Genomic DNA, 22,236 nt, shown 5'->3' with positions numbered 1-22,236 from the left:
CTTGTCAGGAAAAACTGAAGTTACTGAAAGGTTCGGCCGTTTCAGGTGCCACATTCGGGAAATCTTCTGGCTTGTTGGCCTTTTCTTTGCGCCCGTAGAACCCGGCTTTTGTCCGGTACTCACCAAATGTGGCAGATTCGATGCCGTTGGCATCCAGGCTGATATAACTTCCGCCGCCATTAATCACCACACGCTTATTCGCTGTAATATGGATTTCATCCTCAGTACTGATAATACTCAGTTCCCCGCGCGCCATCAGTTCCATCAGATCGTTTTGTGCCTGCACCTTCACCGGCCCCTGATTCGCTATCAGCTTGATCCCCAGCTTGCGCACAAACACGCTCAGGGCATTACCCACCCCGATGAACAGGTTCTTCACCACGCTGACGTCGGCATTTTTACCGGCCGTGGCAATCAGGTTCTGCCCGGCTGAGACCTGCAGGTGCTCGCCGCTGGTCAGCGCCATACCCTCCGGCGCGCTGAGCAACAGCACCGACTTTTGAAGGTCGCTAATTTCTTGTTCCAGCAGTTTGATTTGCGCCTGGAGATCGGCCGGGTTCGCGGTCGCCTTCTGCGCGTCATTCGAGATGTCGGTCATCTGCTCCCGGGCGTTACCCAGATTGTTGACCGCCGACTGCATTTCCAGCACCTTGCCCTGCGCTTTTGCCTGGCCATCCGCTGTGATGAACAGCCCTTTCTGCGCCCGGATGGCCCCCCAGCTGTCGGTTCTGAGCTCAAAACCCTCGCCGCGCTTCTGTTTTTCGCTGTCGACGAGGTGGCCCAGGTTCAGCTGGCTCTTGCCGCCATGCTCCGTCGAGACCTTGATGTGCTCCTGGCCGCGATTATCGTCGAGGCGAATTTTGTTGTTCGCAGGTGTGCGCAGGACGTTGCGTTTGTAGTTCTGAATAGTGACGTGGTCACCGTGAGCCGAGTCGTGCAGCACGCCGGAGATATACGGCCTGTCCGGGTTACCGTCCTCAAAACCAATCGCCACTTCGGTGCCCGCCAGCAGCGGCAGGTGCAGGCCGTAAGTGTCACCCGCGTACGGTCGCGACTGACGCACCCACAGGCTTTCAAAACCGGTCTCCCGGCTATCGCGGTCAAACAGCATATTAACGCGATAGCGACCGTCTTTATCGATATGGCCGTAGGTGTCATTTTCGGTGGTGCTTGTCACGCGCGCCGGGAGTGTGCCGGCCATTACCGGGCGCTTGCCGGGTTCCGGGCGGAAACCAAAATCCGTGCTGTCCGGCATTCCGCTGAAATGTACTTCAAAATCTTTGTCGCGTTTTGCTGCACTGGTCATTTCGGTGATGACCATACCCTTGCTGAACACCTCAGCCACTTCATAACCGCCGGTCACCTTCAGCACCTGACCCGGAGAGAGCAGCGGGCAGCTGGTAATGGCCTGCGCCTGCGTCTGGCCATTCAGGTAGCGTTCATGGCGAATACGGGCGTAAAACGCGCCGGACTCCGGGGCCGGATTGCGGTCATATGCGCTGCCCTGGGTCAGGTAGTTATCGGCATAGTGATAGGCATCGCCGTAGGTGGTCGCATCCCCGCTGGTAGCATCTACAAGCGTGTTCATGTCTTCCGTGGCCTGACGGTAGTTGTAGTCGCGGGTGCTGACCTGCTTCTGCACCACGGTGTGGTGGCATTCCATGCCCCACACCGCGTCCGCACCTGTCGAATGCTGGCCTGACGGCGGCACCGACGGCAGTGTCAGGCTTTTCTCGTAACCCTGCTGGCTGTCGTAAAACTCCACCACGTCAATATTAAGGCGCGTGTCGGTGGTAAAGCGGAACCAGATGCCCACCTCGCCCAGCAGTCGGGTGATAAAGCGCAGGTCGTCTTCGCCGTACTGCATCACCTGCTCACGGCGCGGATACTCTTTGCTCAACGAAAACAGAAAATCCTGGCCGCGCATGGCGTGGCGCTCACGCAGGATTTTTTCCACGATTTGCGGAACGGACAGGTCCTGGTAGATGGCGTTCTGGTGTGAACGGTCAAGCAGCGCCAGGCGCGGCGTGAGGGTCAGGGCGTAGTGAGTTTCATCCTTTGAGGTTCCGAGGCGCTCGAACCCACTCACCACACCCTGAAGGGTGCGCACGGCCTGCTGTAGCTTAATACCAAAGCCCTGGTCAACCGGGGCCTGCAGCGTCAGGGAGGCTGTTTTCATCAGCATCATTTCTTTGCTGATAGCATGCTCACCGCTGGTGAACTCAATGCGGTAGCTGAACGGTTTGCTCAGAGCTTCGTTGCCTTCAAATGCCAGCACATCCAGCTCTGCTTCACAGCCTTTCACTGCCAGCAGGTGGTGGTTGTGGCTGAATCTTATCGGGGGATTGTTGCTCATGCGTTCTCTCCTTCAGTCCGGTTGAAGTCCAGTGAGATCCCCTCTTCCTCGCTCCAGCCGAGCGTCAGAGATTGCGGTTTCTGTTTTGCAGCCATGTGGGTCAGCAACTGCTGGCTCAGCACCGGCAGAATTTGCTGGTTGAGCAGGCTGTCGACGTTACGCGCGCCGGTGTCCGGCAGCAGACAGGCTGAAGTCAGCGCGTCATACAGGCTTTCGTCAATTTTAGTGGTCAGGCCGTAGTGACGGTGCAGGCGCTTGCTCACCTGGGCAAGCTTCATTTCCACGATGGTGCGCATGGCGTTTTCTGCCAGCGGGCGATAAATCACCGTCTGGAAACGGGCGAGCAGCGCGGGCTGGAAGTGGTCACGCAGGATCGGGCGCAGCAGTTCGTGCAGGTCGCCTTCGGTGGCTTCTGGCTGTTCGCCCAGCAGCTGCATCAGATGGTCGCTGCCGAGATTAGAGGTCATCAGAATGACCGTGTTACGGAAGTCGATTTCCCGGCCTTCGCCGTCGCGCATAAAGCCACGGTCGAACACCTGGTAGAACAGGTTCATCACGTCGCGGTGCGCTTTCTCCACTTCATCCAGCAGAACAACGCTGTACGGGCGCTTGCGCACGGCTTCGGTCAGAATACCGCCCTGACCATAACCGACGTAGCCCGGAGGCGACCCCTTCAGTTGGGAAACAGTGTGCGGCTCCTGGTATTCCGACAGATTGATGGTAATCAGCGATTTCTCGCCGCCATACATCACGTCGGCCAGCGCCAGCGCGGTTTCGGTTTTCCCCACGCCGCTCGGGCCGACCAGCAGAAACACACCCTGCGGGCCGTCCTCGGACGTAAGCCCGGTTTTTGCCGCACGCAGGCGCTGGGCGATGGCTTCAAGCGCCACATCCTGTCCGACCACGCGTTTGCCGATTTCGTTTTCCAGGTTCAGCAGTTCGGTCTGCTCGTCTTTCATCAGTGAAGACAGCGGCACGCCTGTCCAGTCGGCAATCACGGTGGCGACGGTGCGCACGTCCACATCCACGGAAAGCAGCGGATTGCTGTGCTGCATGCCGTTCAGTTCCTGCTGCAGCGCGTGCGTCTCGCTCTGACGGGAGATGTCCTGGCGGCTTTCCAGCAACTGCTCTGTGAGTTTCAGCTCCTGCCCGTACTGGGTTTCCAGCTCGTCGAGCGCAACGATAAGGTCGTTCTCTTCCTGTTCGATTGCCGTCAGGCGTTCACCTTGGCTCTGACTGCCAACAGCGATATCTTCCAGCAGCGCCTGCTTCTCCATTTCAAGGGAAGTAATCTGCGAGCGAATGCGGGTCAGCTGTTCCGGCACGGTGTCGAGGCTCATACGCACGCGGGCAGCAGCGGTATCGAGCAGGTCAACCGCTTTGTCCGGTAGCTGGCGGCCTGTTAAATAACGGCGTGAAAGCGTAACGGCGGCGCGCACCGCATCGTCGGTGATGTGCACATTATGGTGTTCGGCATAGCGGGATTTCAGACCTCTGAGCATCAGGCAGGCGGTGTCGTCGTCGGGCTCGTCCACCTTCACCATCTGGAAGCGGCGCTCCAGCGCAGCATCACGCTCGAAGTACTGCTTGTACTCGCTCCATGTAGTGGCGGCGATAGTGCACAGCTCACCGCGCGCCAGCGCAGGTTTCAGCAGATTGGCCGCATCGGCGCCGCCCGCCTGGTTGCCCGCGCCGATGATGGTGTGCGCTTCGTCGATAAACAACAGGATCGGCGCCGGCGACTGCTGCACGGCATCGATGACGTTTTTCAGGCGCTGTTCAAATTCACCCTTCACGCCTGCTCCCGCCTGTAACAGGCCAAGATCAAGGGTACGCAGCACAACAGACTTGAGGGATTCCGGCACGTTGCCTTCGGCGATGCGTAATGCAAGCCCTTCCACCAGTGCCGTTTTGCCGACACCCGGCTCGCCGACCAGAATCGGGTTGTTCTTACGACGACGGGAGAGAATGTCCACCATCTGGCGGATTTCAGTGTCGCGCCCAAACACCGGGTCGATTTTACCTTCCTTCGCTTTGGCGGTGACGTCGAGAGTGAACTTATCCAGCGCGTTCTGTAGCGCAGGGTTGAGTTCGCCCTCTTTCCCTTCAGCCCCAGCCGGGCGACCAATGATTTCCACCTCGCCGCCGGAAGAGTGTATAAGTTCTGCCTCCAGCTGCGCTTCCGGGCGCTCGTCGGATTGCGCATCCAGCAGCGGACGCAGGCGCTCCAGCTGACTCTGACCTACTGTCAGCAGCGGCCACAGGCCGTCGCAGTGGATAAGCTTCGGGCTGTCAATCAGCGCCATCAGCAAATGCTGACTGCGAATTTGTTCTTCACCCTGAAGAGATGCCGCCATCCACGCCTGTTTCAGCAGCGTGTTGAGGGAGTCCGCCAGCCCCGGACGACTGCGCACCGAGCGTGGAAGCCCATCCAGCCAGCCCAGCAGCGCCTGCCACATGCCGTCCATATCCCACTCGTAGCGACGGGCCAGCACGGTGAGATCGCCTTCGCCCTGCTCCAGCAGCTTGAGCAGCCAGTGTTCAGGCAGAATTTCCGCGTGTGCGCGAGTCTGACACAGGGAAGCGGCGCCTTCCAGCGCGCGAGCACAGTAAGGATTAAGGCGACGTAACAGGACAGCTGAGTTTTCCATTTTTTTCTCTCTTGTTGATTCCCGTGCATGCTACCGCCCGTCGCTTTCCACTTTGACAGGGAACCCAAGCGCATCAGGTCAGGCAGATAGATTGTGTGATTCTTTGCTAAATGCCCGACTCACAGACACTCAGCAAAAAACTGCGGACAGGGAGATCTGTCCGCATGGGGCTTACGCAGTGGCGCGTTCGTTCCAGGAATCGGAATGAATGATGTTGCCGTCTTTGTAGGTCCAGGTGATTTTTTCGTAACGCAGCTCGATCTGCTCGAGGTGGTTGTGCTTCTCGAAAGAAGGATCCTTGATGTCATGCATCACAGGGTTCACTTTCACCACTTTTACGTTTTCGAGTTTGGTGTTGAAGTACTCAACTTCCTGGCCCGCGTCGTTGATTTTGTACCACTTGAATTCCGCTGACTTGAGGGTCTGACCGGTGGTCACGGCCTTGTACAGGTACGGGCTGGAGGAGTCGATTTCCTTGGTGAACAGGAACGGGGTGTGAATACGGGTGCCGGTCAGCTTGCCGGTATTATTGTCGGTCGGGATGTACAGGTTATGCTGCTGTGCAACCACTTCGATGCTGCCTTCACGGTCCTGCACGTCAACAGACCCTTTGATGTCTGCACCGCCGTCGTCCTTCAGCCAAAGATAAACAGGAATTGCCATCGGATTTACTCCATTAATGTTGAGAAACGTCATCATCCTGCGATGACGCCTGGGTGTTGCCCGGTATCTGACAGGCGTTGGCCTGCGGTACCAGACTAATTTCGACACGACGGTTGAGCGCACGGCCCTCCGGGGTGTCATTGGTTGCGACCGGGCGGCTTTCGCCATAGCCCTGCACCGCAAAACAGCTTTCCGGCACATCACCTGTATCGCGCATCCAGTTGCGCACCGCTTCGGCACGCTTCTGGGAGAGCGTCTGGTTCATCTGTGGATTGCCGGTGTTATCGGTATGCCCCGCCACCACAATCAGCCAGCCGGGTTTGGCCTTAATCCCCACCAGCGAGTTGACCAGCAGTTTGGTTGAGCCAGGTTTGAGGTCATATTTGCCTGAATCGAACAGCGACATGCTGTCGAGGCGGATAATTTTCGGCACCGCTTTGGGTTTTGGCGGCGGTGGCGGTGGAGGCGGAATATAGGAACGGATAGCATCCAGAACAGGCAGCCGCAGCCGCTCTCCCTGGTAGAGCCCAAGACTCATGCGAAGCGGATTACCGTTCCTTGCCCAGTCATCCAGTTGAGCAGCATCTTCACGCAGCACGCCGACCGCCGCGGCCTTCAGGCTGTAATCATCCGTTGAAATGCGATCGTAGCGATTGATGTCAAAACTCATACGATGCAGGAGCTGGCGGTTGTTCCAGCCACTGCCGCACAGGGCAACAATCGCTGCAAACGTGAGCAGGCAAAACCCCAAACGCCATGCCCGCTGACGCGGCGTCAGCCCCTGGCCTTCTGGTAGCAGGGGGAGCACGAAATCAGGCAACAGCGACATGACCGTGCTGTCCGTCCCTACCGGTTGCCAGCCAGCTACATGCTGCATGGCAGTATGGCGGGAAAGCCACGCTGTCCAGACCGAAGAGGCCAGGCTGCCGGCAAGGATAGGGCCAATACCCCACAACACTGCGGTCGGGGCTATTGCCGGGATATCCGGATTCTCATCCATGAACACCGCTTTGACGTGCCGATGGAACCAGGTCATCAGGCTGTTCATCAGAACCTGCTGCTGCATCGCCATGGCGCCTCCCGTAGTGACCCAGGCCGCAATGGAGCACGGAGCTGAAGATTCACGCCAGACGCTGATCCCCTCCCCCGGTATGGCGGCCTGCCAGAGCATGTCGTTCATCATGGCGCTGCCCACCAGTCCGTTCAGCACCAGGGGCACGGAGTGTCCTGTTTCTTGCCGCAGCTGGCTGATTTGCCAGCGCAGGGCCAGCATCTTGCTGGTAAGCGCTTCGCCATCAGCATGCCTCTGCGGGCAGATACAGACCATAACCGAAAGCTGGCGTCCCCAGTCCGGACGCAGCCACAGTAGCTGTCTCGCTACCTGGTCAACATCCTGATTTTCTTCAACGCGGATCCAGCAGCCATGCGTCACGGTCAGCACCTGCGATGCTTCTGGCCACGCCTGGGGTAAATCGCCACAAACAAGCACAACAGGCTGACGATATGCCGCCTCCGGCAGATTATCGAGACGCGCTGTGAGGTTTTGTTCTGAATGGCGGGAGGCCACGTACAGAAGCGCAGCGATTCCACCCCAGGCGATCAGCAGGATAAGGACCGAAACCAGTCGTGGCACGGGCAGAAAGCCCAGGCAGATCGTCCCCGTCAAAAGAGCCGCCCAGAGTGCAAGCCAACGCTGTTGCGCAGGACTCATTTCACCGCCCCAGGCAACAGAGTTACCAGCATCTGATCCAGCCAGTGGTTCAGCCCCCACCACAGTGCAGTGACCACTAAGGCACTAACGACAATGCGAACAGGCCAGGAGGAAAACCAGTTACCGACCCCTCGCCCGCTGCGGCTTTCCGCGAGAATCGGATGCGTTTGCGGATATGAAAAAGGCACCACGTGTTCACTGAGCGCGTTCACCAGCTTTTGCCGTTCCGGATCGTTCAGCGAGCGGAAGCTACCGAGGAACCCCAGCATCATGACACGCTGGAAACAGGTCACTACGGCACTCTCTGGTGCAAGTTCATGCAATACGTCACGCATGCGGTCACAGAGCGTATCTCCCGCTTCCATCGTGCCCAGGAAATGGCCCTGCAGGGGAATGTCATACCACTGGACGCAGGCATCATCCTGCAGGCCACGGTTTTTCACCGCTTCATCGATCAACGCACACTGGGCGGTAAGAATATGCATGCAGCTGGCGTCATCCAGCCCCTTCTCCTTCAACGCCAGCTGCACGCGTTCAACATCTGCAACGCAGCGTTCCCACAGCACCCGGCCTTCGCCCTCCTGAAACGTTGGACCGTGGCGCAGGCTGATGACCTGCAGCCAGGTGTCCTGCAACAGTGCATCTATATCGATGGGCGCGGTCATTCCACGCTTGTTTTCACTCATGTTCTCAGTACCGCGAAGAGTTCAAGTTCAGGTTCACCGAGCGTGCCTGGGGTGTAGAACATACAGCTGCCGCTCTCCAGCATTTCCTGTGCGGCCGGGTGGGACAGGTCCAGAGAGAAATACTGGTTCTCCAGGCGCAGCGGAATGGCCGCCGGGACATGGCGTAAGGGTTTCAGTGGAATACCCTGCCGGGAGGCATTCACCAGGCTTGTAACGTAATCCGGGCTGCCGACTTTACATTGACGGGGGAACTGCTCCTGCAGCTGCGCCACCGGAACAGGTGAACGTACAGACAGGTAATAGTCCGCCCCTTCCAGCAGGCGTGGATCCTGCAACCGAGCCAGCCACTGACGCAGGCGCTTGTCATGCGTGAGCTCAATGGACACCACGCGGGAGGGAAGACTGGCTTCCAGTAAATCGCTTAACAGGTCGAACAGCGGCGGGAAAACCGCATTCAGATGCTCGTGCTGATAAACCGGAATAGCGCTGACCTGGTGCTCAAGGGAGAACGTCAGAAGGCTACCCGCCAGACGAGCCAGCTCCGGGAACAGCCGCTCAACGGCGCTTTGCGGAAAACGTTGAAATTGCCCCAGCACGGGCTCCGCGCTGTTGAGCGCATTGAGTAGCCAGAACAGGGAGACATCGGCCACCGCAAAGTCAGCCATTCGCTCGTTGCTCTCACGACGCATAGACATCAGCCGCGTCAGACGCGCCCGAAGCTGCGTCATCAGTTGTTCAAGCTGTGTGGTTAACCAGCGGCTGCTCCGTACCGTCAAGAGTGGAGGAAGGAAGGTATCATCCAGCGTCCAGACACCCTGAGAATCCTGCTGCAGGCGCGCCACCGGGCAGGTCAGATAATCGCTGTTATTCTGGTGGGCAAAGCGCAAGCTGAGCTCAGGTTGCAGGACCGCAATCTGGCGATTGTCATCGCCAAACTGATTGCGAACATCATGCCAGCGCTGGCGATAGCGAACCGGACGTTCAGCCACTTCATCGGTTTTCAGGCAGTTGCCGCCATTGGCACGCCACAGCGGCAGCGCCAGTACCACAACGGTTTCATGCGATTCGCCGTCAAGCGAAAGTACCGACGGAAGACCGTCGGCATTATCACTATCAACAAGCGTGCCATCCTGAAAACGAATATGCAGCCTGCGGGCCTGTAGGCGGCCAAGCTTTAGCGTCTCCGGTTCAAATGCCGCCTCAATCACCCCCCAGGGATGGCTCAGGCCCATTTGCGCGATGCATTCCGCAGACCAGGCCGCATATGCGGCCTGTTGCTGGAAGTGCTGGGGCGAGACCATAATCCCTCTGCCCCATAACGGTTGTTCCGTTTTCATCGGCTTCCTGCCTTAGTTACGATTTCGCCTTCGGCATCTGGGAAACCAGAGACAGATTGACGTCCATCCCTTCCACCTGGAAGTGCGGCACGGCGTACAGCTTCACGCGGAAGAAGCCCGGGTTATCTTCGATATCTTCCACCATCACTTTCGCATCGCGCAGCGGGTGAGAAGCCTGCAGCTCGTCGCCCGGATCGGTCATTTCGGTGACCAGACCACGTACCCAGGTATTCAGCTCCAGCTCCAGCAAACGCCGGTCCTTGGTGGTACCGATGTTTTCACGCTGGATAAGCTTCAGATAGTGCGCGATGCGCGACAGCAGGAAGATGTACGGCAGACGTGCGTTAATGCGGCTGTTGGCTGTTGCATCAGCGGTATCGTACAACGCCGGTTTCTGCGTGGAGTTGGCAGAGAAGAAGCACGCATAGTCGCGGTTTTTATAGTACGACAGAGGAATGAAGCCGAGGTTGGCGAATTCAAATTCGCGGGTTTCCGGGATCATCACTTCTGACGGAATTTTCACCTGATTACCGGTACCGAGGTCGTACAGGTGAATTGGCAGGTCCTGAACCGCACCACCGGCCTGCGGGCCACGAATTTGCACGCACCAGCCGTTGTTGATGAAGCTTTTCACCATATTGGCAGCGAACGCGAAAGAGGCGTTGGTCCACAGATATTTGTCGTGATCCGGGCCTTTCACTTCTTCGATGTAGTTGAAGCTGCGCACCGGCACGGTGTCCGGGCCATACGGCAGACGACCGAGCACGCGCGGCATCACCAGACCTATGTAGCGGGAATCGTCAGTATCGCGGAAGGATTTCCATTTTATATACTCGGCGCGGTCGAAGTAGTTACCGATATCCTTGATGGCCGCCACTTCTTCCATAGTCTCTTTCAGGAAGAATTTCGGGCCTGCGGAGCCGATAAACGGCATGTGCGCAGCAGCAGAGACTTTGGACAGGTTGCGCATCAGCGCCACGTCCTGAGCAGAGGCGTCGAACTCGTAGGCAGAGATAATCGCGCCAATCGGCTCACCGCCCGGGGTGTCGTATTCCGCGATATACGTCTGCTTGTACAGGCCGCTCTGAATGATTTCCGGGGAATCTTCGAAGTCCTGACGAAGTTCGTCTTTAGAGAGATCGAGAATTTCCAGCTTCACGTTCTGCCGGAAATCAGTTTTATCCACCAGCGACTTCAGCCCACGCCAAACGGATTCCACTTTCTGAAATTCATCGTTATGCATTACCTGGTCGAGCTGACGGCTGATCTGGAAATCCAGCTCAGCAATGTGATGGTCGAGCAGGGTTTTATCGAGTTTTTCGACGGACTGGCCCGATTTTTTCAGGCACTGCATGAAGACCTGAACGGCAGCGGTAACGCGTGCATCAGCAGAAGTTTCCGCCATCACGTTATTATCCTGGAAGCCGTCGAGTTCACCGAGTTTCGAAACCGGCGTTAAATTAATTTTTTCAAACAGTGACGCGTACACCCCGCCCTGAGGCAGCGTTTTTTCCAGAGTGATACCGCCCGCCTGATTCTGGGATTCATTATTCAGAGACATAAGCATTTTTCTCGTAATTATTCCGTTAACGTTTCCAGTAATTAATCCTGGGCCGGGGCAAGTGCATTCAGCTCATTACGCAGTTCGTCGCTGAGCATCGGGTCTTTAAGAATTTTCTCGAGTTCTTTACGGAAGGTAACATTATCAAGAAGGTTAGATTTTAAATCGCGCAGTAAATTACGCATGGCGAGCATTGCACGCAGCTGTGGGATTTGACGGGCAACCTGCTCGGGTTCGAAATCCTTCATCTCCTGAAACTGAAGATGGATATTTTCTTCGGAGCCATCGTTTGCCAGGGTGTTTTTAACGGTAAGATTAACTTCCGGATTCAGGTCAGCCAGCACGCTGTTGAAGTTGTTCTTGTTGACATTGATTTTCTCACGCTCAGACAGCGTACCTTCTGCTTTCCCGTTACTGAAGTCGCCCACTGTCAGAAGCTTGAGTGGGAGCTCAACCTTCTTCTGGGCCCCGCCCGTATGTAAATCAAGTTTTATATTAACTCGTGCCTTAGGTATTTCCTGCTGAAATGAATCTGCCATGTGGTATCTCCTGAATAAATGCATCCATTGAAGGGGAGGCTGGTCGTATGAAAAACGATTTCTGTTTTACCAGTAATGTAATTAAAAGTAAAACAGGGGAAACACATTTAAAACTTAAGCACCACTCAAATGAAATTCAGCATAATTACAGAGTGCGACTCCTACTGGCTTCCAGAGCGATAAAAGCCATAAATTAAGAATTTTCGAAATGAAAGTTAATCCTGATAATTAATATAAAATAATTATAATTAAACCAACATTCATTTTTTTGGTGAATGTACTAGTGGTTTCATTATTTTGGCATATTGACGAAATAAGCTTAAAGACAGACGTGTACGGGTAGCGTCAGTTTTATTTATGGGTAAAGACCGCATGATACATGCTAGCCCTGCCAGGTCCGGATAAGACGATATCGGGCAGAGAATAGTCACCTTCCGGGATTTGACGGACGGCCTCTTCCTTAAACTAAGGTGTACTCGTGGTGTGCCCATCGTCTTCTCCTGTACTCAAAATAAACATCGGGATCGTCTACCAGGGCTGGCTCCGTCCATCAACGGCCACAAAGTGTCTGGCTTATCTGTGGCGATTCACATTTTTAAGAGTCAGGAGCATGGTCAGAAATGCAGCATCGTCTTTACTTAAATGAACAAAAAGCTAGATACCACTCTCAAGTTGTACAAAACATCAATGACTTGAAAAAAGGCAAAGGCTAAACTCCGGAGTACTTCTGATTTGTTCTGGCTTATTGGCTAGACAGATTGTTGCTCAGGGATGAACGTTCGAGAGGAAATGAAGTGAACATCTGGTGGCATACCAGGCATGTGAAATACAGAAAAGATTTTTAAATTCAATGCATTGAAGATAATGAGTGGCGGAGAGAGGGGGATTTGAACCCCCGGTAGAGTTGCCCCTACTCTAGTTTTCGAGACTAGTCCGTTCAGCCGCTCCGGCATCTCTCCGCAGAATGGTTGCCATGATGCCAGGATCTTTGGCATTTTAACAGGCCCTGCCCCTTTAATTGATGTCAAGTGACGAGTTTGCGAGCAAAGCGATGATTAAATGGCCCTGGAAAGCAAATGACGCCCCCCTTAACGCGGATATCCCATGGGAACAGGCGCTTGCCATCCCTGTTCTGGCAAGCCTGTCACCGGAAGAACAGCTGAGACTTACGCAGCTGGCAGACCGTTTTCTACAACATAAGCGTCTCGTCCTGCTGCAGGGATTAGAGCTGACGCCACTGCAGAATGCGAGGATCGCCATGCTGTTTTGCCTGCCGGTTCTGTCGCTCGGCCTGGAGTGGCTTGACGGCTTTCATGAAGTGTTGATCTACCCTGCTCCGTTTGTCGTGGATGACGAATGGGAAGATGATATTGGACTCGTGCATAACCAGCGAGTGGTGCAGTCCGGACAAAGCTGGCAGCAGGGGCCTATCGTGCTGAACTGGCTGGATATTCAGGACTCCTTCGACGCCTCCGGCTTTAACCTGATAATCCATGAAGTGGCGCACAAGCTTGACGTCCGTAACGGCGATCGCGCTAATGGCGTGCCTTTGGTATCGCTGCGCGAGGTCGCAGGCTGGGAACATGACCTGCATGCGGCAATGAACAACATTCAGGATGAAATTGATTTAGTAGGTGAAAGCGCCGCCAGCATTGATGCTTACGCGGCCACAGACCCTGCGGAATGTTTCGCCGTGCTATCAGAATACTTCTTCAGCGCACCTGAATTATTTGCCCCCCGTTTCCCGGCACTGTGGCAACGTTTCTGCCATTTTTACCAGCAGGATCCACTACAGCGAATGCGTGATAATGGTGGCAGCGAAAGCGCTAATCTACGCGTAGTTCACTAAAACGACACATTGCCTCTATTTCATGCAATCGAATCAGGCAGTTAAATTTAGTATTGACACAAAATAGGGCGGCTATTAATATGCGCCTCGTTCACACGATTCCTCTGTAGTTCAGTCGGTAGAACGGCGGACTGTTAATCCGTATGTCACTGGTTCGAGTCCAGTCAGAGGAGCCAAATATAGAAAAGCCTGCTTTCGAGCAGGCTTTTTGCTTTTCTGCGTTCAGCAGAACAAAAAAAACGGTGAGGCTTTGCCGTCACCGCTTTCTTCACCGATACCGCTATTATTCTGCTTTAGAATCAGCCGTTTTCAGCTCGCCCATCACTTTCAGCTTTTTGGAGATCTCGCGACGCTCTTTGGAGAGTTCAGCATTTTTGATGATGTAGTCATCTACGCGATCTTCGTAGTCGGTTTTCATGCTGGCAATGATGCCCTGAATGGCTTCCACGCTCATGCCCGGCTTGATGTAATCACTGAGGTTGTCGAGCAGCAGTACACGCTTCTGGTTGTCACGGACCTTTTTCTCAACGTCCTGAATTTCGCGCTGCAGTTTGTTTTTACGACGGAACAGACGAACAAACTCCAGAACGTCCTGGAACGAAGGTTTGGTTGTTTCCATTTTTACACCCCTGATAATTGAGATTCGGATTCGTAAAACAGCCGCTACAGGTAAACATAACTGCTGGCGACCGTGAATGACAATGGTTTTTGCTCTGGCTTAATCATAACCCTAAACCGAGCTGAATCGAAACAACCATCCGGTAAAGCGTGACCATCCGGGCGTTATTTACGCAATGCCCGGCAAATCAGATGCGACAGCAATTCCAGCTGGCGCGCCAGCTCCATGCTCAACCAGACGTAGCCATGCATTGGGGTTTCCGATAAATTCTCGCCCTTATAATCATTCACCAGCTGGCGCAGCTCAGCGACGATGTCATTGAGCTTTTCGTTATTGGCAAGAATAGGCTGCGGATTGCCTTCGTATAGCGCATGCGCAATGGTGAGCAGTGTTTGCTGCGTCATCTGCTGCATGTCTCGCAAGGTATGTGCATTGAGCATCACATAATGGCTGCCGCGCGAGGCCCAGTACGCGTTGATTTGCAGCTCCAGCATACAGACCAGATTGCGGTTGACGGTCTGGATCCCTTCAAAAATGGCTTTCTGGATATGGGTTTCTTTACTGGCGGGAGAGATAAGGCCACGCATCTTGACGACTTCGTTTAGCGTTTTTTGCATCCGCCGCTCCAGGCGCGGGCGCTCCAGCAAATTGGGAGAAAAGCCGGTCTGATAGAGGCGGTTAAGCTCCGTTACGTAGCCAGCCATCTGGATACGCCAGTGCAGGAAAGCCCGCTGCGGCCAGATCCCCGTGAACAGCATCGCCAGAAGCGAACCAATGATCACATCGCCGCTTCGCCACAGCGCGGTGTGCATATCACCTGCAGGTGCCCCGACAACCACTGAAAGCGTGATGCCGATAAGCAGCGCCTGATACGGTTTCTTACCGAGCGCCAGCCAGCCGCAGAGAAACATCGCTGCCGCGCACCATAGCAACATTAACGGCAGGGACATCAGTTCGAGCTTCAGCGCGACGAGCCCCATCGCCGATCCAAGGATTGTACCGCCGATACGTTCGAACGCACGTGGCACCACATTTCCCCAGAAGGAAATGGGCCCCATAAGAACAACCAGCGTAATGAGCGGCCAGGTGCCTTCAGGGACGTCAAACAACCGGATTAACAGGAAGGTCAGAATAAACGCAAGAGCAATTCGCACACCGTGAACAACACGGTAGTGGCGGTAGAGACGAATTTCAAAAGGACTCAGTGATTTATCGGCGCGCACATCCGCTCTCCGGCCTGGGCAGAAAACACAATTGTATCTGTTTTTCTGCCGCTGGCATCACGAATGTAGAAATAACCTTTCAGACAGCAGGTATTTTTACCTTAAACGCGGCGTTTTTTAACAGGGACATACATTTCGATATCCCAGTGGCCGTCCTGATTGCCGTCGTTGAGGTACAGTTCGAAGCATGGCTTCGCGTCCAGCTCATGGTCTTTATCCTGCAATACGCTGTTGAAGAACTGATACCATGGCGTGGAGAAGTCATGATCGATCACGCGCGCCGACGCTTTGGCGTACAGCCCTGCCTCCACTTCAGTGACGATCACCCCTTCACTGTTAGCTGGCGGCGTGAACCCATCCACTACTGTGACAACGGTATCACAGCGCAACTTTTCGGCCGGGACTTCGTCAGGATTATCGTAATAAACGGCCACCCACTCTTTCGCCGGGATCTTTTGCCCGCTAACCCACATTGCCAGCTGTTCGAAGCCCTGCTTTACGGTCTGCTCCCACGGACCGACCATGTGAAAACCGGCCACTACGCGTTTTTGCTGCTGAGTGATGCTGTAATCCATACTGCCTCCGCTAACGATTTACTGGATAAATATACATATAAAATCTAGCAAACACATCTGATGGAGTATGTGCGATATTTCACAGAACATAAAAGTAAAACGCCCCCGGATGGGAGCGTTCAGAGAGGATCAGGCTTTGTGATGCAACCAGTCGCTGAAGCGGGAGAACATGCCGCCTTTGCCAACGCTTTCCAGCGTCACCAGCGGCCAGTGGGCAATAATTTTATTGCCGTCGTACAGTTCAATTTCACCTACGCGCTGATGGGCCGCGATCGGTGCATCCAGCTCTTTTTTGTCGAGTACGTATTTCGCCTTAATGTTCGGCACTTCGGATTTCGGCAGCGACAGCCAGAAATCCTGATCGGTGCCAAGACTCACCTGCTCTTTGTCCCCGTACCAGATACGCTCTACGCCCACCTGCTTGCCATTTTTCAGCACCTCGACCGTGTCGAAATTCTGCTGGCCCCAGTGCAGCAATTTACGCGCCTGATCTTCTCGGCCTTTGGAGCTTGCCGCGCCCATCACCACGGCAATCAGGCGGCGATTGCCGTCCACGGCAGAAGCAATGAGGTTAAAGCCAGCGCTGGCAGTATGGCCCGTTTTCAGCCCGTCGACGTTGAGGGTTTTATCCCACAGCAGCCCGTTACGGTTGTTTTGAGTGATGCCGTTCCACGTCAGGCTTTTTTCGCTATACATGTGGTAGAAATCAGGCTCACCGTGAATGATGGCGCGGGAAAGCACAGCCAAATCGTAGGCCGAACTGTGCTGACCCGGCGCATCCAGACCGTGTACGGTTTCAAAATGCGTGTCCTTCAGGCCGAGTTTTTGCACGTAGCTATTCATCATATTGACGAACTGCGGCTGTCCGCCTGCGACATAATCCGCCAGCGCCACGCAGGCATCGTTTCCTGAATCGACGATCAGGCCACGACTTAAGTCGTGAACGCTCAGCCTGTCGCCCTCCTTCAGAAACATCAGGGACGATCCGTCAAAGACGGGATTTCCTTTCGCCCACGCATCGCGGCCCACGGTAACCATGTCATCCGGGCTGATACGGTGGCTGTCAATCGCGCGATCGACCACATAGCCAGTCATTAGCTTGGTCAGGCTCGCTGGATTGCGCTGCTGATGTTCGTTACCGGCGGTCAGAACCTGGCCGGTGGTGTAATCCATCAGAACCCAGGCCGCAGCCTGAATAGCTGGAGGTTGAACGGGTGCGGGAATGTAATCTGCGGCAACTGCGCAGGAAATGCCCGAAGCGAGCAAAGAAACAGCAATAAACAAACGGCCTTTCAACAGCATATCCTCAATTTCTCGTATTCCCGTTCTTTTTACGGCAGTTACGCTTTACTGACAGCGTTAAATTGCAAGGAAATATGACATTTCCTGCGAGCAAGGCCGCACGGCTCGTGTGTATGCTTCTGATGAGAGGGCAAATCGTTTACCATGACGGGCTAATGCGCACACGGGTTACTGATTACTATGCAAGACACGCCATCGCAAGCCGGCTTCCTGTTTCACGATTACGAAACCTTCGGCACCAGCCCACAGCTGGACAGACCCGCACAATTTGCGGCCATTCGTACCGACGCTGATTTCAACATCATCGGCGAGCCCGAGGTGTTTTACTGCAAGCCCGCCGACGATTACCTGCCGCAGCCTCAGGCGGTAATGATCACCGGCATTACGCCGCAGGAAGCGCTGGCGAAGGGCGAAAACGAAGCCGAGTTTGCCCGTCGAATCCACGATCTGTTTACCGTGCCGAAAACCTGCGTGGTCGGGTATAACAACGTACGATTTGACGATGAAGTCACCCGTAATATCTTCTACCGCAACTTTTACGATCCCTATGCCTGGAGCTGGCAAAATCATAATTCCCGCTGGGATCTGCTTGATGTAATGCGTGCCTGCTACGCACTGCGCCCGGAAGGTATCAACTGGCCCGAGAATGACGATGGCCTGCCGAGTTTCCGCCTGGAGCACCTGACCAAAGCCAACGGCATTGAGCACAGCAATGCGCACGATGCGATGGCGGATGTTTACGCGACGATAGCGATGGCGAAGCTCGTCAAAACGCAGCAGCCTCGCCTGTTTGATTACCTCTACAGCTACCGAGGCAAAAACAAGCTTGCAACGCTGATAGACGTGCCGCAAATGAAGCCGCTGGTGCATATTTCAGGCATGTTCGGTGCCTGGCGGGGCAATACCAGCTGGGTCGCACCGCTTGCGTGGCATCCGGAGAACAAGAACGCAGTAATAATGGTGGATCTGGCGGGCGATATTTCTCCGCTGCTGGAGCTGAGCGCCGATGAGCTTCGCGAGCGCTTATACACGCCAAAAGCCGAGCTGGGCGAGCTGGTAGCCGTTCCCGTTAAGCTGGTGCATCTGAATAAATGCCCGATCCTGGCGCAGGCCAATACGCTACGTCCGGAAGATGCGGATCGCCTTGGTATTAACCGCCAGCAGTGCCTGGATAACCTCAAAGTGCTGCGCGAAAATCCACAAGTGCGTGACAAAGTCGTGGCGATTTTCGCCGAAGCCGAGCCATTCGTTCCCTCAGAAAACGTCGACGCCCAGCTCTATAACGGCTTCTTCAGCGATGCAGACCGCGCCGCGCTGAAAATCCTGCTGGAAACGGAACCGCGTAATCTGCCTGCGCTGGATCTGACGTTTGCCGATAAGCGCATCGAAAAACTGCTGTTTAACTATCGTGCCCGAAACTTCCCGGGCACTCTGGACGAAGCAGAACAGCAGCGCTGGCTACAGCACCGCCGTAATGTGTTCACACCGGAATACTTACAGGCTTACGCCCAGGAACTTGAAGCGCTGTACGCCCAGCATGCAAACGACAATGAGAAGCTTGCCCTGTTAAAAGCGCTGTATCAGTACGCACAAGAGATCGTCTGAGGCTGAATTGCAGACATAAAAAAACCGGAGACACTGTCTCCGGTTTTTTATTGCTTAACAAAATTAAGCGATATCTTCGTACTGAGGAACCGGGTTGCGGAAGCTTTTGGTCACGCAGGCCAGGTAAATCAGGCCCAGCGCGCCCCAAATCAGACCGAGTACCATCGAGCTCTCTTCCAGGTTAATCCACAATGCGCCCACGGTCAGCGCGCCACATACCGGCAGAACCAGGTAGTGGAAGTGGTCTTTCAGCGTTTTGTTACGCTTCTCGCGGATCCAGAACTGGGAGATCACCGACAGGTTAACGAAGGTGAAGGCCACCAGCGCACCGAAGTTGATCAGCGCCGTGGCGGTAACCAGGTCAAATTTAATCGCCAGCAGTGCAATAGCGCCTACCAGCAGCACGTTCCATGCCGGGGTACGCCATTTCGGATGCACGTAGCCGAAGAAGCTTTTCGGGAAGACGCCATCACGGCCCATCACGTACATCAGACGGGAAACGCCTGCGTGTGCCGCCATACCGGAAGCCAGAACGGTCACGCTGGAGAAGATCAGCACGCCCCACTGGAAGGTTTTACCAGCCACGTACAGCATGATTTCAGGCTGTGACGCATCCGGATCCTTAAAGCGCGAGATGTCCGGGAAGTACAGTTGCAGGAAGTAAGACGCAACGATAAATACCAGGCCGCCAATCAGCGCCGTCAGGAAAATCGCTTTCGGGATAACGCGTTCAGCATCTTTGGTTTCTTCAGACAGAGAAGAGATACCGTCGAAGCCCAGGAACGAGAAGCACAGAATCGTCGCGCCGGTAATCATCGGAGTGACATGTGCACCATCAGACCAGAACGGACGGCTGCTTGCCAGCGTACCGGCACCCACACCGTTGTAAACGCCCCAGATGATCATGCCGACAATGACAGCAACGATACCCATCTGCAGCACCACAATCAGGGTGTTGAAGTTAGCCACGGTTTTAATGCTGCGCAGGTTAGAGATAGTCATAAAGGCCACCAGCGCAACAACAAAGATCCACGACGGCACCGAAGGCACCAGCGCTTCAAAGTAAATTTTTGCCAGCAGAATGTTGATCATCGGCATGAACAGATAATCAAGCAGCGAAGACCAGCCCACCATAAAGCCAACCGTCGGGCTAATGGATTTCTGGGCATAGGTATAGGCGGAACCTGCGGACGGATAGCGGCGAACCAGCTTACCGTAGCTTAATGCGGTAAACAGGATGGCTATCAGAGCGAATGCATAGGCTGTCGGGACGTGACCGTCGGTCAGTCCTGATACGATACCGAAAGTATCGAACAGCGTCATAGGCTGCATATAGGCAAGACCCATCATAACAACCGGAATCAACGTAAGCGATTTACGTAATTCCACGCGAGAGGTGTTTGGAGTAACGTTATGCGACATGGTCATTCCCCTTTACGGTGAAAACCGTCGCGTAAGCAAAAAATTGCCCCATTTTTTGGATTTCCTCGGCGACAACAACTGTCGATTTTTAGGTAAGTATCTATCCGGTACGAAGCCCGGCCTCTTGTTTTGTATGAGTGTGTCTCGAAAGCAAAAAAATAACCGACGCCTCAAAGTTGCGTCGGTTAGTCTCATTTTTTGCTGGCGCGCATTTTGCCCCTTTCCACACATAAACACAAGAGAATGCATGGCACTCCAGACAATTCTCTGCGCTAACTGTCTGATTATTCATCGCTGCCGCGCTGGTACACGGCAGCGATAGCACTATTTGCTAAAACCGCATCCCTCCACCAGCGGCTGGCAAGGCCCGCAGTTTGTTCATTCCACCCCATCCACACTGCATCAAACGGCATATGAGCCGTAACCTGCTTTTCCACCAGCGCTCCGCTTTCAATAAAACGCTGGGCCAGATAGCGCGGCAAATAGCCGCAGCCCAGCCCGCTAATTTGGAGCTCCAGCTTGGTTTTAAAGTCAAAAACGGTGATCGCTTCCTGGTCGTCAAGCAGCTGCTGAAATGCCGGGCAGTCAGGCGTGGTGCCATCTCCCACCACAATTGCCCGGTGGCGTTTGATGATTTTGCGATTTAAAGGCTCAACCTCAGAGGCCAACGGATGATGCGGCGCCACGACGAAAATCTGCTCCAGCTCCCCAAGCGGAGCAAAACCAAAATCGCTGAGCGGTGGAGGATCGTGTAACGCACCGACGACAATATCCGCACGTCCCTGAATCAGCGCTTCCCAGGAACCGCCGAGCACGCCATTGATAAACTTGAGTCGGGTTACATTGTGGTTTTCATAGAACCGTTCAATGAGAGGAGCCAGTAAAGAGAAAGGAAAGGTATCATCCACGCCGATCACCAGATCGTTCTCCCAGCCTTCATGCAGCTTGATGGCCTGCTTTTCCAGCTCACGTACGGTATGCAGCACCTCCCGTCCTTTCTCCAGAAGCATTTTACCGGTGCGCGTGAACGTCGCCCGGTGGCCGCTGCGGTCAAGCAGTTGAATATTGAGGTCACTTTCCAGCTTATGAATGGTGTAGCTCAGCGCCGACGGCGTTTTAAAGAGCTTTGCCGAGGCCGCAGCAAAACTCCCTTCTTTATCAAGCGCATCAAGGATGATGAGGACTTCCAGCAATGGTTTCATCGTCGCTCCTTACGGTACGCGATGTCACCGCGGGAGCGTTATTCCAGCGGCATCACCAGCGGATCGGGGTACTGATATTCAAACCCCAGTTCTGAACAAATGCGGTTGCCATCAATAATGCGTCCTTTCTCAGCGCTGTCGCTGAACACCGGCGGTTCAAGCCCCAATTCGCGCGCCATCTGCGGATAGAAGGTTGAGCGCGAAGGATGGCCTGGCGCACAGAGATTATAGATATGACCGCCTTTCGGTGCCTGAAGCAGGAGCGCAATCGCAGAAATGACATCCTCAAGATGCACCAGGTTAACGCCCTGCTGACCGTCCGGCGCGGATTTCCCGGCAAAGAACCGACCCGGATGGCGGCCCGGGCCGACCAGACCCGCGAGCCGTAAAATATCCACTGACGTGCCCGGAAGATTATGCAGCCAGTCTTCCAGCTCTTTTAGCACCCTGCCGCTTGAAGTAATCGGCTCGCGAGACGCAGTCTCTTTAATCGCCCCCTGCCCTTTTCCGTATACGGACGTTGAGCTGGTAAAGACGATGCGCGGAATATGATACGCCAGAGCGCTATCAACAATTTCCTGCACCGCACGCAGATAAAATTCCTCTCCCGGTCCGCTACGTCGGGCGGGGAGCGTAATCACCAGCGCATCAACGTTCATCAGCGCGTCCAGATCGTCGGCATCACAGATCAGCTCAGGCTCCAGACGCAGCATGTAGCTCTCAATGCCACACATCCGCGCGGCCTCAACCCCATCCTCAGTCGTTTTACTGCCGGCCACCTGCCAGCCCCGGGCCGTTAATGACAGCGCCAGCGGCATACCCAGCCAGCCCAATCCCACGATGGCGACCTTTTTCATCTGCGTTCTCCTGACATGTTCGCATTCCTCTAATAAGGCTACGCCAGCCCTTGCCAACTGACAATTTATCTGGCGAAG

General features: G+C 54.8%; 18 protein-coding genes and 2 tRNA genes. 3 read left to right on the top strand and 17 right to left on the bottom strand.

Annotation, left to right across the window (positions count from 1 at the left end; all coding sequences use genetic code 11):
* Positions 1 to 4: 4 nt before the first annotated feature.
* From RTU33_RS12580 to RTU33_RS12540, 9 genes are all read right to left on the bottom strand, one after another.
* A complete protein-coding gene (locus RTU33_RS12580) occupies positions 5 to 2,356 on the bottom strand; it encodes a type VI secretion system tip protein VgrG (protein ID WP_312627785.1) in 2,352 nt (783 codons plus the stop codon).
* Positions 2,353 to 5,007 (bottom strand): type VI secretion system ATPase TssH, encoded by a 2,655-nt coding sequence (tssH, locus tag RTU33_RS12575; RefSeq protein ID WP_312627783.1) that lies wholly within the window; start codon positions 5,005 to 5,007, stop codon positions 2,353 to 2,355. The genes RTU33_RS12580 and tssH overlap by 4 nt, the downstream gene beginning before the upstream one ends.
* A 171-nt stretch (positions 5,008 to 5,178) precedes the next feature.
* Entirely contained in the window at positions 5,179 to 5,670 is a 492-nt protein-coding gene (gene hcp, locus RTU33_RS12570; protein ID WP_028019678.1) for a type VI secretion system effector Hcp, read from the bottom strand.
* Between the two features lie 13 nt (positions 5,671 to 5,683).
* Positions 5,684 to 7,381 (bottom strand): OmpA family protein, encoded by a 1,698-nt coding sequence (locus RTU33_RS12565; protein ID WP_312627780.1) that lies wholly within the window; start codon positions 7,379 to 7,381, stop codon positions 5,684 to 5,686.
* Complete coding sequence (tssL, locus tag RTU33_RS12560; RefSeq protein ID WP_312627778.1) at positions 7,378 to 8,067, bottom strand: type VI secretion system protein TssL, short form; 690 nt, start codon at positions 8,065 to 8,067, stop codon at positions 7,378 to 7,380. Before tssL ends, RTU33_RS12565 begins: the two co-directional genes overlap by 4 nt.
* On the bottom strand, positions 8,064 to 9,404 hold the full coding sequence (gene tssK / locus RTU33_RS12555) for a type VI secretion system baseplate subunit TssK (RefSeq protein ID WP_312627776.1): 1,341 nt from the start codon (positions 9,402 to 9,404) through the stop codon (positions 8,064 to 8,066). The genes tssL and tssK overlap by 4 nt, the downstream gene beginning before the upstream one ends.
* 16 nt (positions 9,405 to 9,420) lie before the next feature.
* Complete coding sequence (gene tssC / locus RTU33_RS12550) at positions 9,421 to 10,971, bottom strand: type VI secretion system contractile sheath large subunit (protein WP_312627773.1); 1,551 nt, start codon at positions 10,969 to 10,971, stop codon at positions 9,421 to 9,423.
* A 35-nt stretch (positions 10,972 to 11,006) separates the two neighbouring features.
* Entirely contained in the window at positions 11,007 to 11,504 is a 498-nt protein-coding gene (tssB, locus tag RTU33_RS12545) for a type VI secretion system contractile sheath small subunit (protein ID WP_312627771.1), read from the bottom strand.
* Positions 11,505 to 12,373: 869 nt separating this feature from the next.
* Positions 12,374 to 12,463: transfer RNA gene (locus RTU33_RS12540), tRNA-Ser, on the bottom strand.
* Between the two features lie 92 nt (positions 12,464 to 12,555).
* Here RTU33_RS12540 and mtfA point away from each other — a divergent pair.
* Together mtfA and RTU33_RS12530 are read left to right on the top strand one after the other, a co-directional pair.
* Entirely contained in the window at positions 12,556 to 13,353 is a 798-nt protein-coding gene (mtfA, locus tag RTU33_RS12535; protein WP_312627769.1) for a DgsA anti-repressor MtfA, read from the top strand.
* A 100-nt stretch (positions 13,354 to 13,453) separates the two neighbouring features.
* A tRNA-Asn gene (locus RTU33_RS12530) sits at positions 13,454 to 13,529 on the top strand.
* 107 nt (positions 13,530 to 13,636) lie between these two features.
* On the opposite strand, the gene RTU33_RS12525 is transcribed toward RTU33_RS12530, so the two are convergent.
* The 4 genes from RTU33_RS12525 to dacD all read right to left on the bottom strand — a co-directional run bounded on the left by RTU33_RS12525 (position 13,637) and on the right by dacD (position 17,066).
* Positions 13,637 to 13,972: a DUF496 family protein gene (locus tag RTU33_RS12525; protein ID WP_312627767.1), complete on the bottom strand. Its 336-nt coding sequence runs from the start codon at positions 13,970 to 13,972 to the stop codon at positions 13,637 to 13,639.
* Positions 13,973 to 14,136: 164 nt separating this feature from the next.
* The gene (locus RTU33_RS12520; RefSeq protein ID WP_312627765.1) at positions 14,137 to 15,195 is read right to left on the bottom strand and encodes an FUSC family protein; all 1,059 of its coding nucleotides are present in this window, start codon (positions 15,193 to 15,195) and stop codon (positions 14,137 to 14,139) included.
* Positions 15,196 to 15,296: 101 nt separating this feature from the next.
* Positions 15,297 to 15,770: a DNA gyrase inhibitor SbmC gene (gene sbmC / locus RTU33_RS12515; RefSeq protein ID WP_312627763.1), complete on the bottom strand. Its 474-nt coding sequence runs from the start codon at positions 15,768 to 15,770 to the stop codon at positions 15,297 to 15,299.
* Between the two features lie 129 nt (positions 15,771 to 15,899).
* Positions 15,900 to 17,066 (bottom strand): serine-type D-Ala-D-Ala carboxypeptidase DacD, encoded by a 1,167-nt coding sequence (gene dacD, locus RTU33_RS12510; protein ID WP_312627791.1) that lies wholly within the window; start codon positions 17,064 to 17,066, stop codon positions 15,900 to 15,902.
* Between the two features lie 186 nt (positions 17,067 to 17,252).
* Here dacD and sbcB point away from each other — a divergent pair, with 186 nt between their 5' ends.
* The gene (gene sbcB, locus RTU33_RS12505) at positions 17,253 to 18,677 is read left to right on the top strand and encodes an exodeoxyribonuclease I (RefSeq protein WP_312627761.1); all 1,425 of its coding nucleotides are present in this window, start codon (positions 17,253 to 17,255) and stop codon (positions 18,675 to 18,677) included.
* 63 nt (positions 18,678 to 18,740) lie between these two features.
* Here the strand turns inward: sbcB and RTU33_RS12500 are convergent, their stop codons facing one another.
* From RTU33_RS12500 to RTU33_RS12485, 4 genes are all read right to left on the bottom strand, one after another.
* Entirely contained in the window at positions 18,741 to 20,099 is a 1,359-nt protein-coding gene (locus RTU33_RS12500) for an APC family permease (RefSeq protein ID WP_312627759.1), read from the bottom strand.
* Entirely contained in the window at positions 20,089 to 20,151 is a 63-nt protein-coding gene (gene yoeI, locus RTU33_RS12495) for a membrane protein YoeI (protein ID WP_101706264.1), read from the bottom strand. The genes RTU33_RS12500 and yoeI overlap by 11 nt, the downstream gene beginning before the upstream one ends.
* 232 nt (positions 20,152 to 20,383) lie before the next feature.
* A complete protein-coding gene (locus RTU33_RS12490) occupies positions 20,384 to 21,301 on the bottom strand; it encodes a LysR family transcriptional regulator (RefSeq protein WP_312627757.1) in 918 nt (305 codons plus the stop codon).
* Between the two features lie 38 nt (positions 21,302 to 21,339).
* Positions 21,340 to 22,158 carry an SDR family oxidoreductase gene (locus tag RTU33_RS12485; protein ID WP_312627755.1) on the bottom strand — a complete coding sequence of 273 codons (819 nt, stop codon included), beginning with the start codon at positions 22,156 to 22,158 and terminating at the stop codon, positions 21,340 to 21,342.
* Positions 22,159 to 22,236 lie beyond the last annotated feature (78 nt).

This window comes from Scandinavium sp., from assembly GCF_032012665.1.
GTDB lineage: Bacteria > Pseudomonadota > Gammaproteobacteria > Enterobacterales > Enterobacteriaceae > Scandinavium.
Note: the sequence above shows the minus strand (reverse complement) of the source record. Positions and strands in the feature narration are given on the sequence as shown.

Excerpts from the sequence above, each read along its gene's own strand:
- tssH (WP_312627783.1), bottom strand. The coding sequence starts at position 5,007 with ATGGAAAACTCAGCTGTCCTGTTACGTCGCCTTAATCCTTACTGTGCT.
- RTU33_RS12490 (WP_312627757.1), bottom strand. The coding sequence starts at position 21,301 with ATGAAACCATTGCTGGAAGTCCTCATCATCCTTGATGCGCTTGATAAA.
- sbmC (WP_312627763.1), bottom strand. The coding sequence starts at position 15,770 with ATGGATTACAGCATCACTCAGCAGCAAAAACGCGTAGTGGCCGGTTTT.
- RTU33_RS12565 (WP_312627780.1), bottom strand. The coding sequence starts at position 7,381 with ATGAGTCCTGCGCAACAGCGTTGGCTTGCACTCTGGGCGGCTCTTTTG.
- tssK (WP_312627776.1), bottom strand. The coding sequence starts at position 9,404 with ATGAAAACGGAACAACCGTTATGGGGCAGAGGGATTATGGTCTCGCCC.
- RTU33_RS12525 (WP_312627767.1), bottom strand. The coding sequence starts at position 13,972 with ATGGAAACAACCAAACCTTCGTTCCAGGACGTTCTGGAGTTTGTTCGT.
- RTU33_RS12485 (WP_312627755.1), bottom strand. The coding sequence starts at position 22,158 with ATGAAAAAGGTCGCCATCGTGGGATTGGGCTGGCTGGGTATGCCGCTG.
- tssB (WP_312627771.1), bottom strand. The coding sequence starts at position 11,504 with ATGGCAGATTCATTTCAGCAGGAAATACCTAAGGCACGAGTTAATATA.
- RTU33_RS12500 (WP_312627759.1), bottom strand. The coding sequence starts at position 20,099 with ATGTCGCATAACGTTACTCCAAACACCTCTCGCGTGGAATTACGTAAA.
- sbcB (WP_312627761.1), top strand. The coding sequence starts at position 17,253 with ATGCAAGACACGCCATCGCAAGCCGGCTTCCTGTTTCACGATTACGAA.
- tssL (WP_312627778.1), bottom strand. The coding sequence starts at position 8,067 with ATGAGTGAAAACAAGCGTGGAATGACCGCGCCCATCGATATAGATGCA.
- tssC (WP_312627773.1), bottom strand. The coding sequence starts at position 10,971 with ATGCTTATGTCTCTGAATAATGAATCCCAGAATCAGGCGGGCGGTATC.
- hcp (WP_028019678.1), bottom strand. The coding sequence starts at position 5,670 with ATGGCAATTCCTGTTTATCTTTGGCTGAAGGACGACGGCGGTGCAGAC.
- mtfA (WP_312627769.1), top strand. The coding sequence starts at position 12,556 with ATGATTAAATGGCCCTGGAAAGCAAATGACGCCCCCCTTAACGCGGAT.
- RTU33_RS12580 (WP_312627785.1), bottom strand. The coding sequence starts at position 2,356 with ATGAGCAACAATCCCCCGATAAGATTCAGCCACAACCACCACCTGCTG.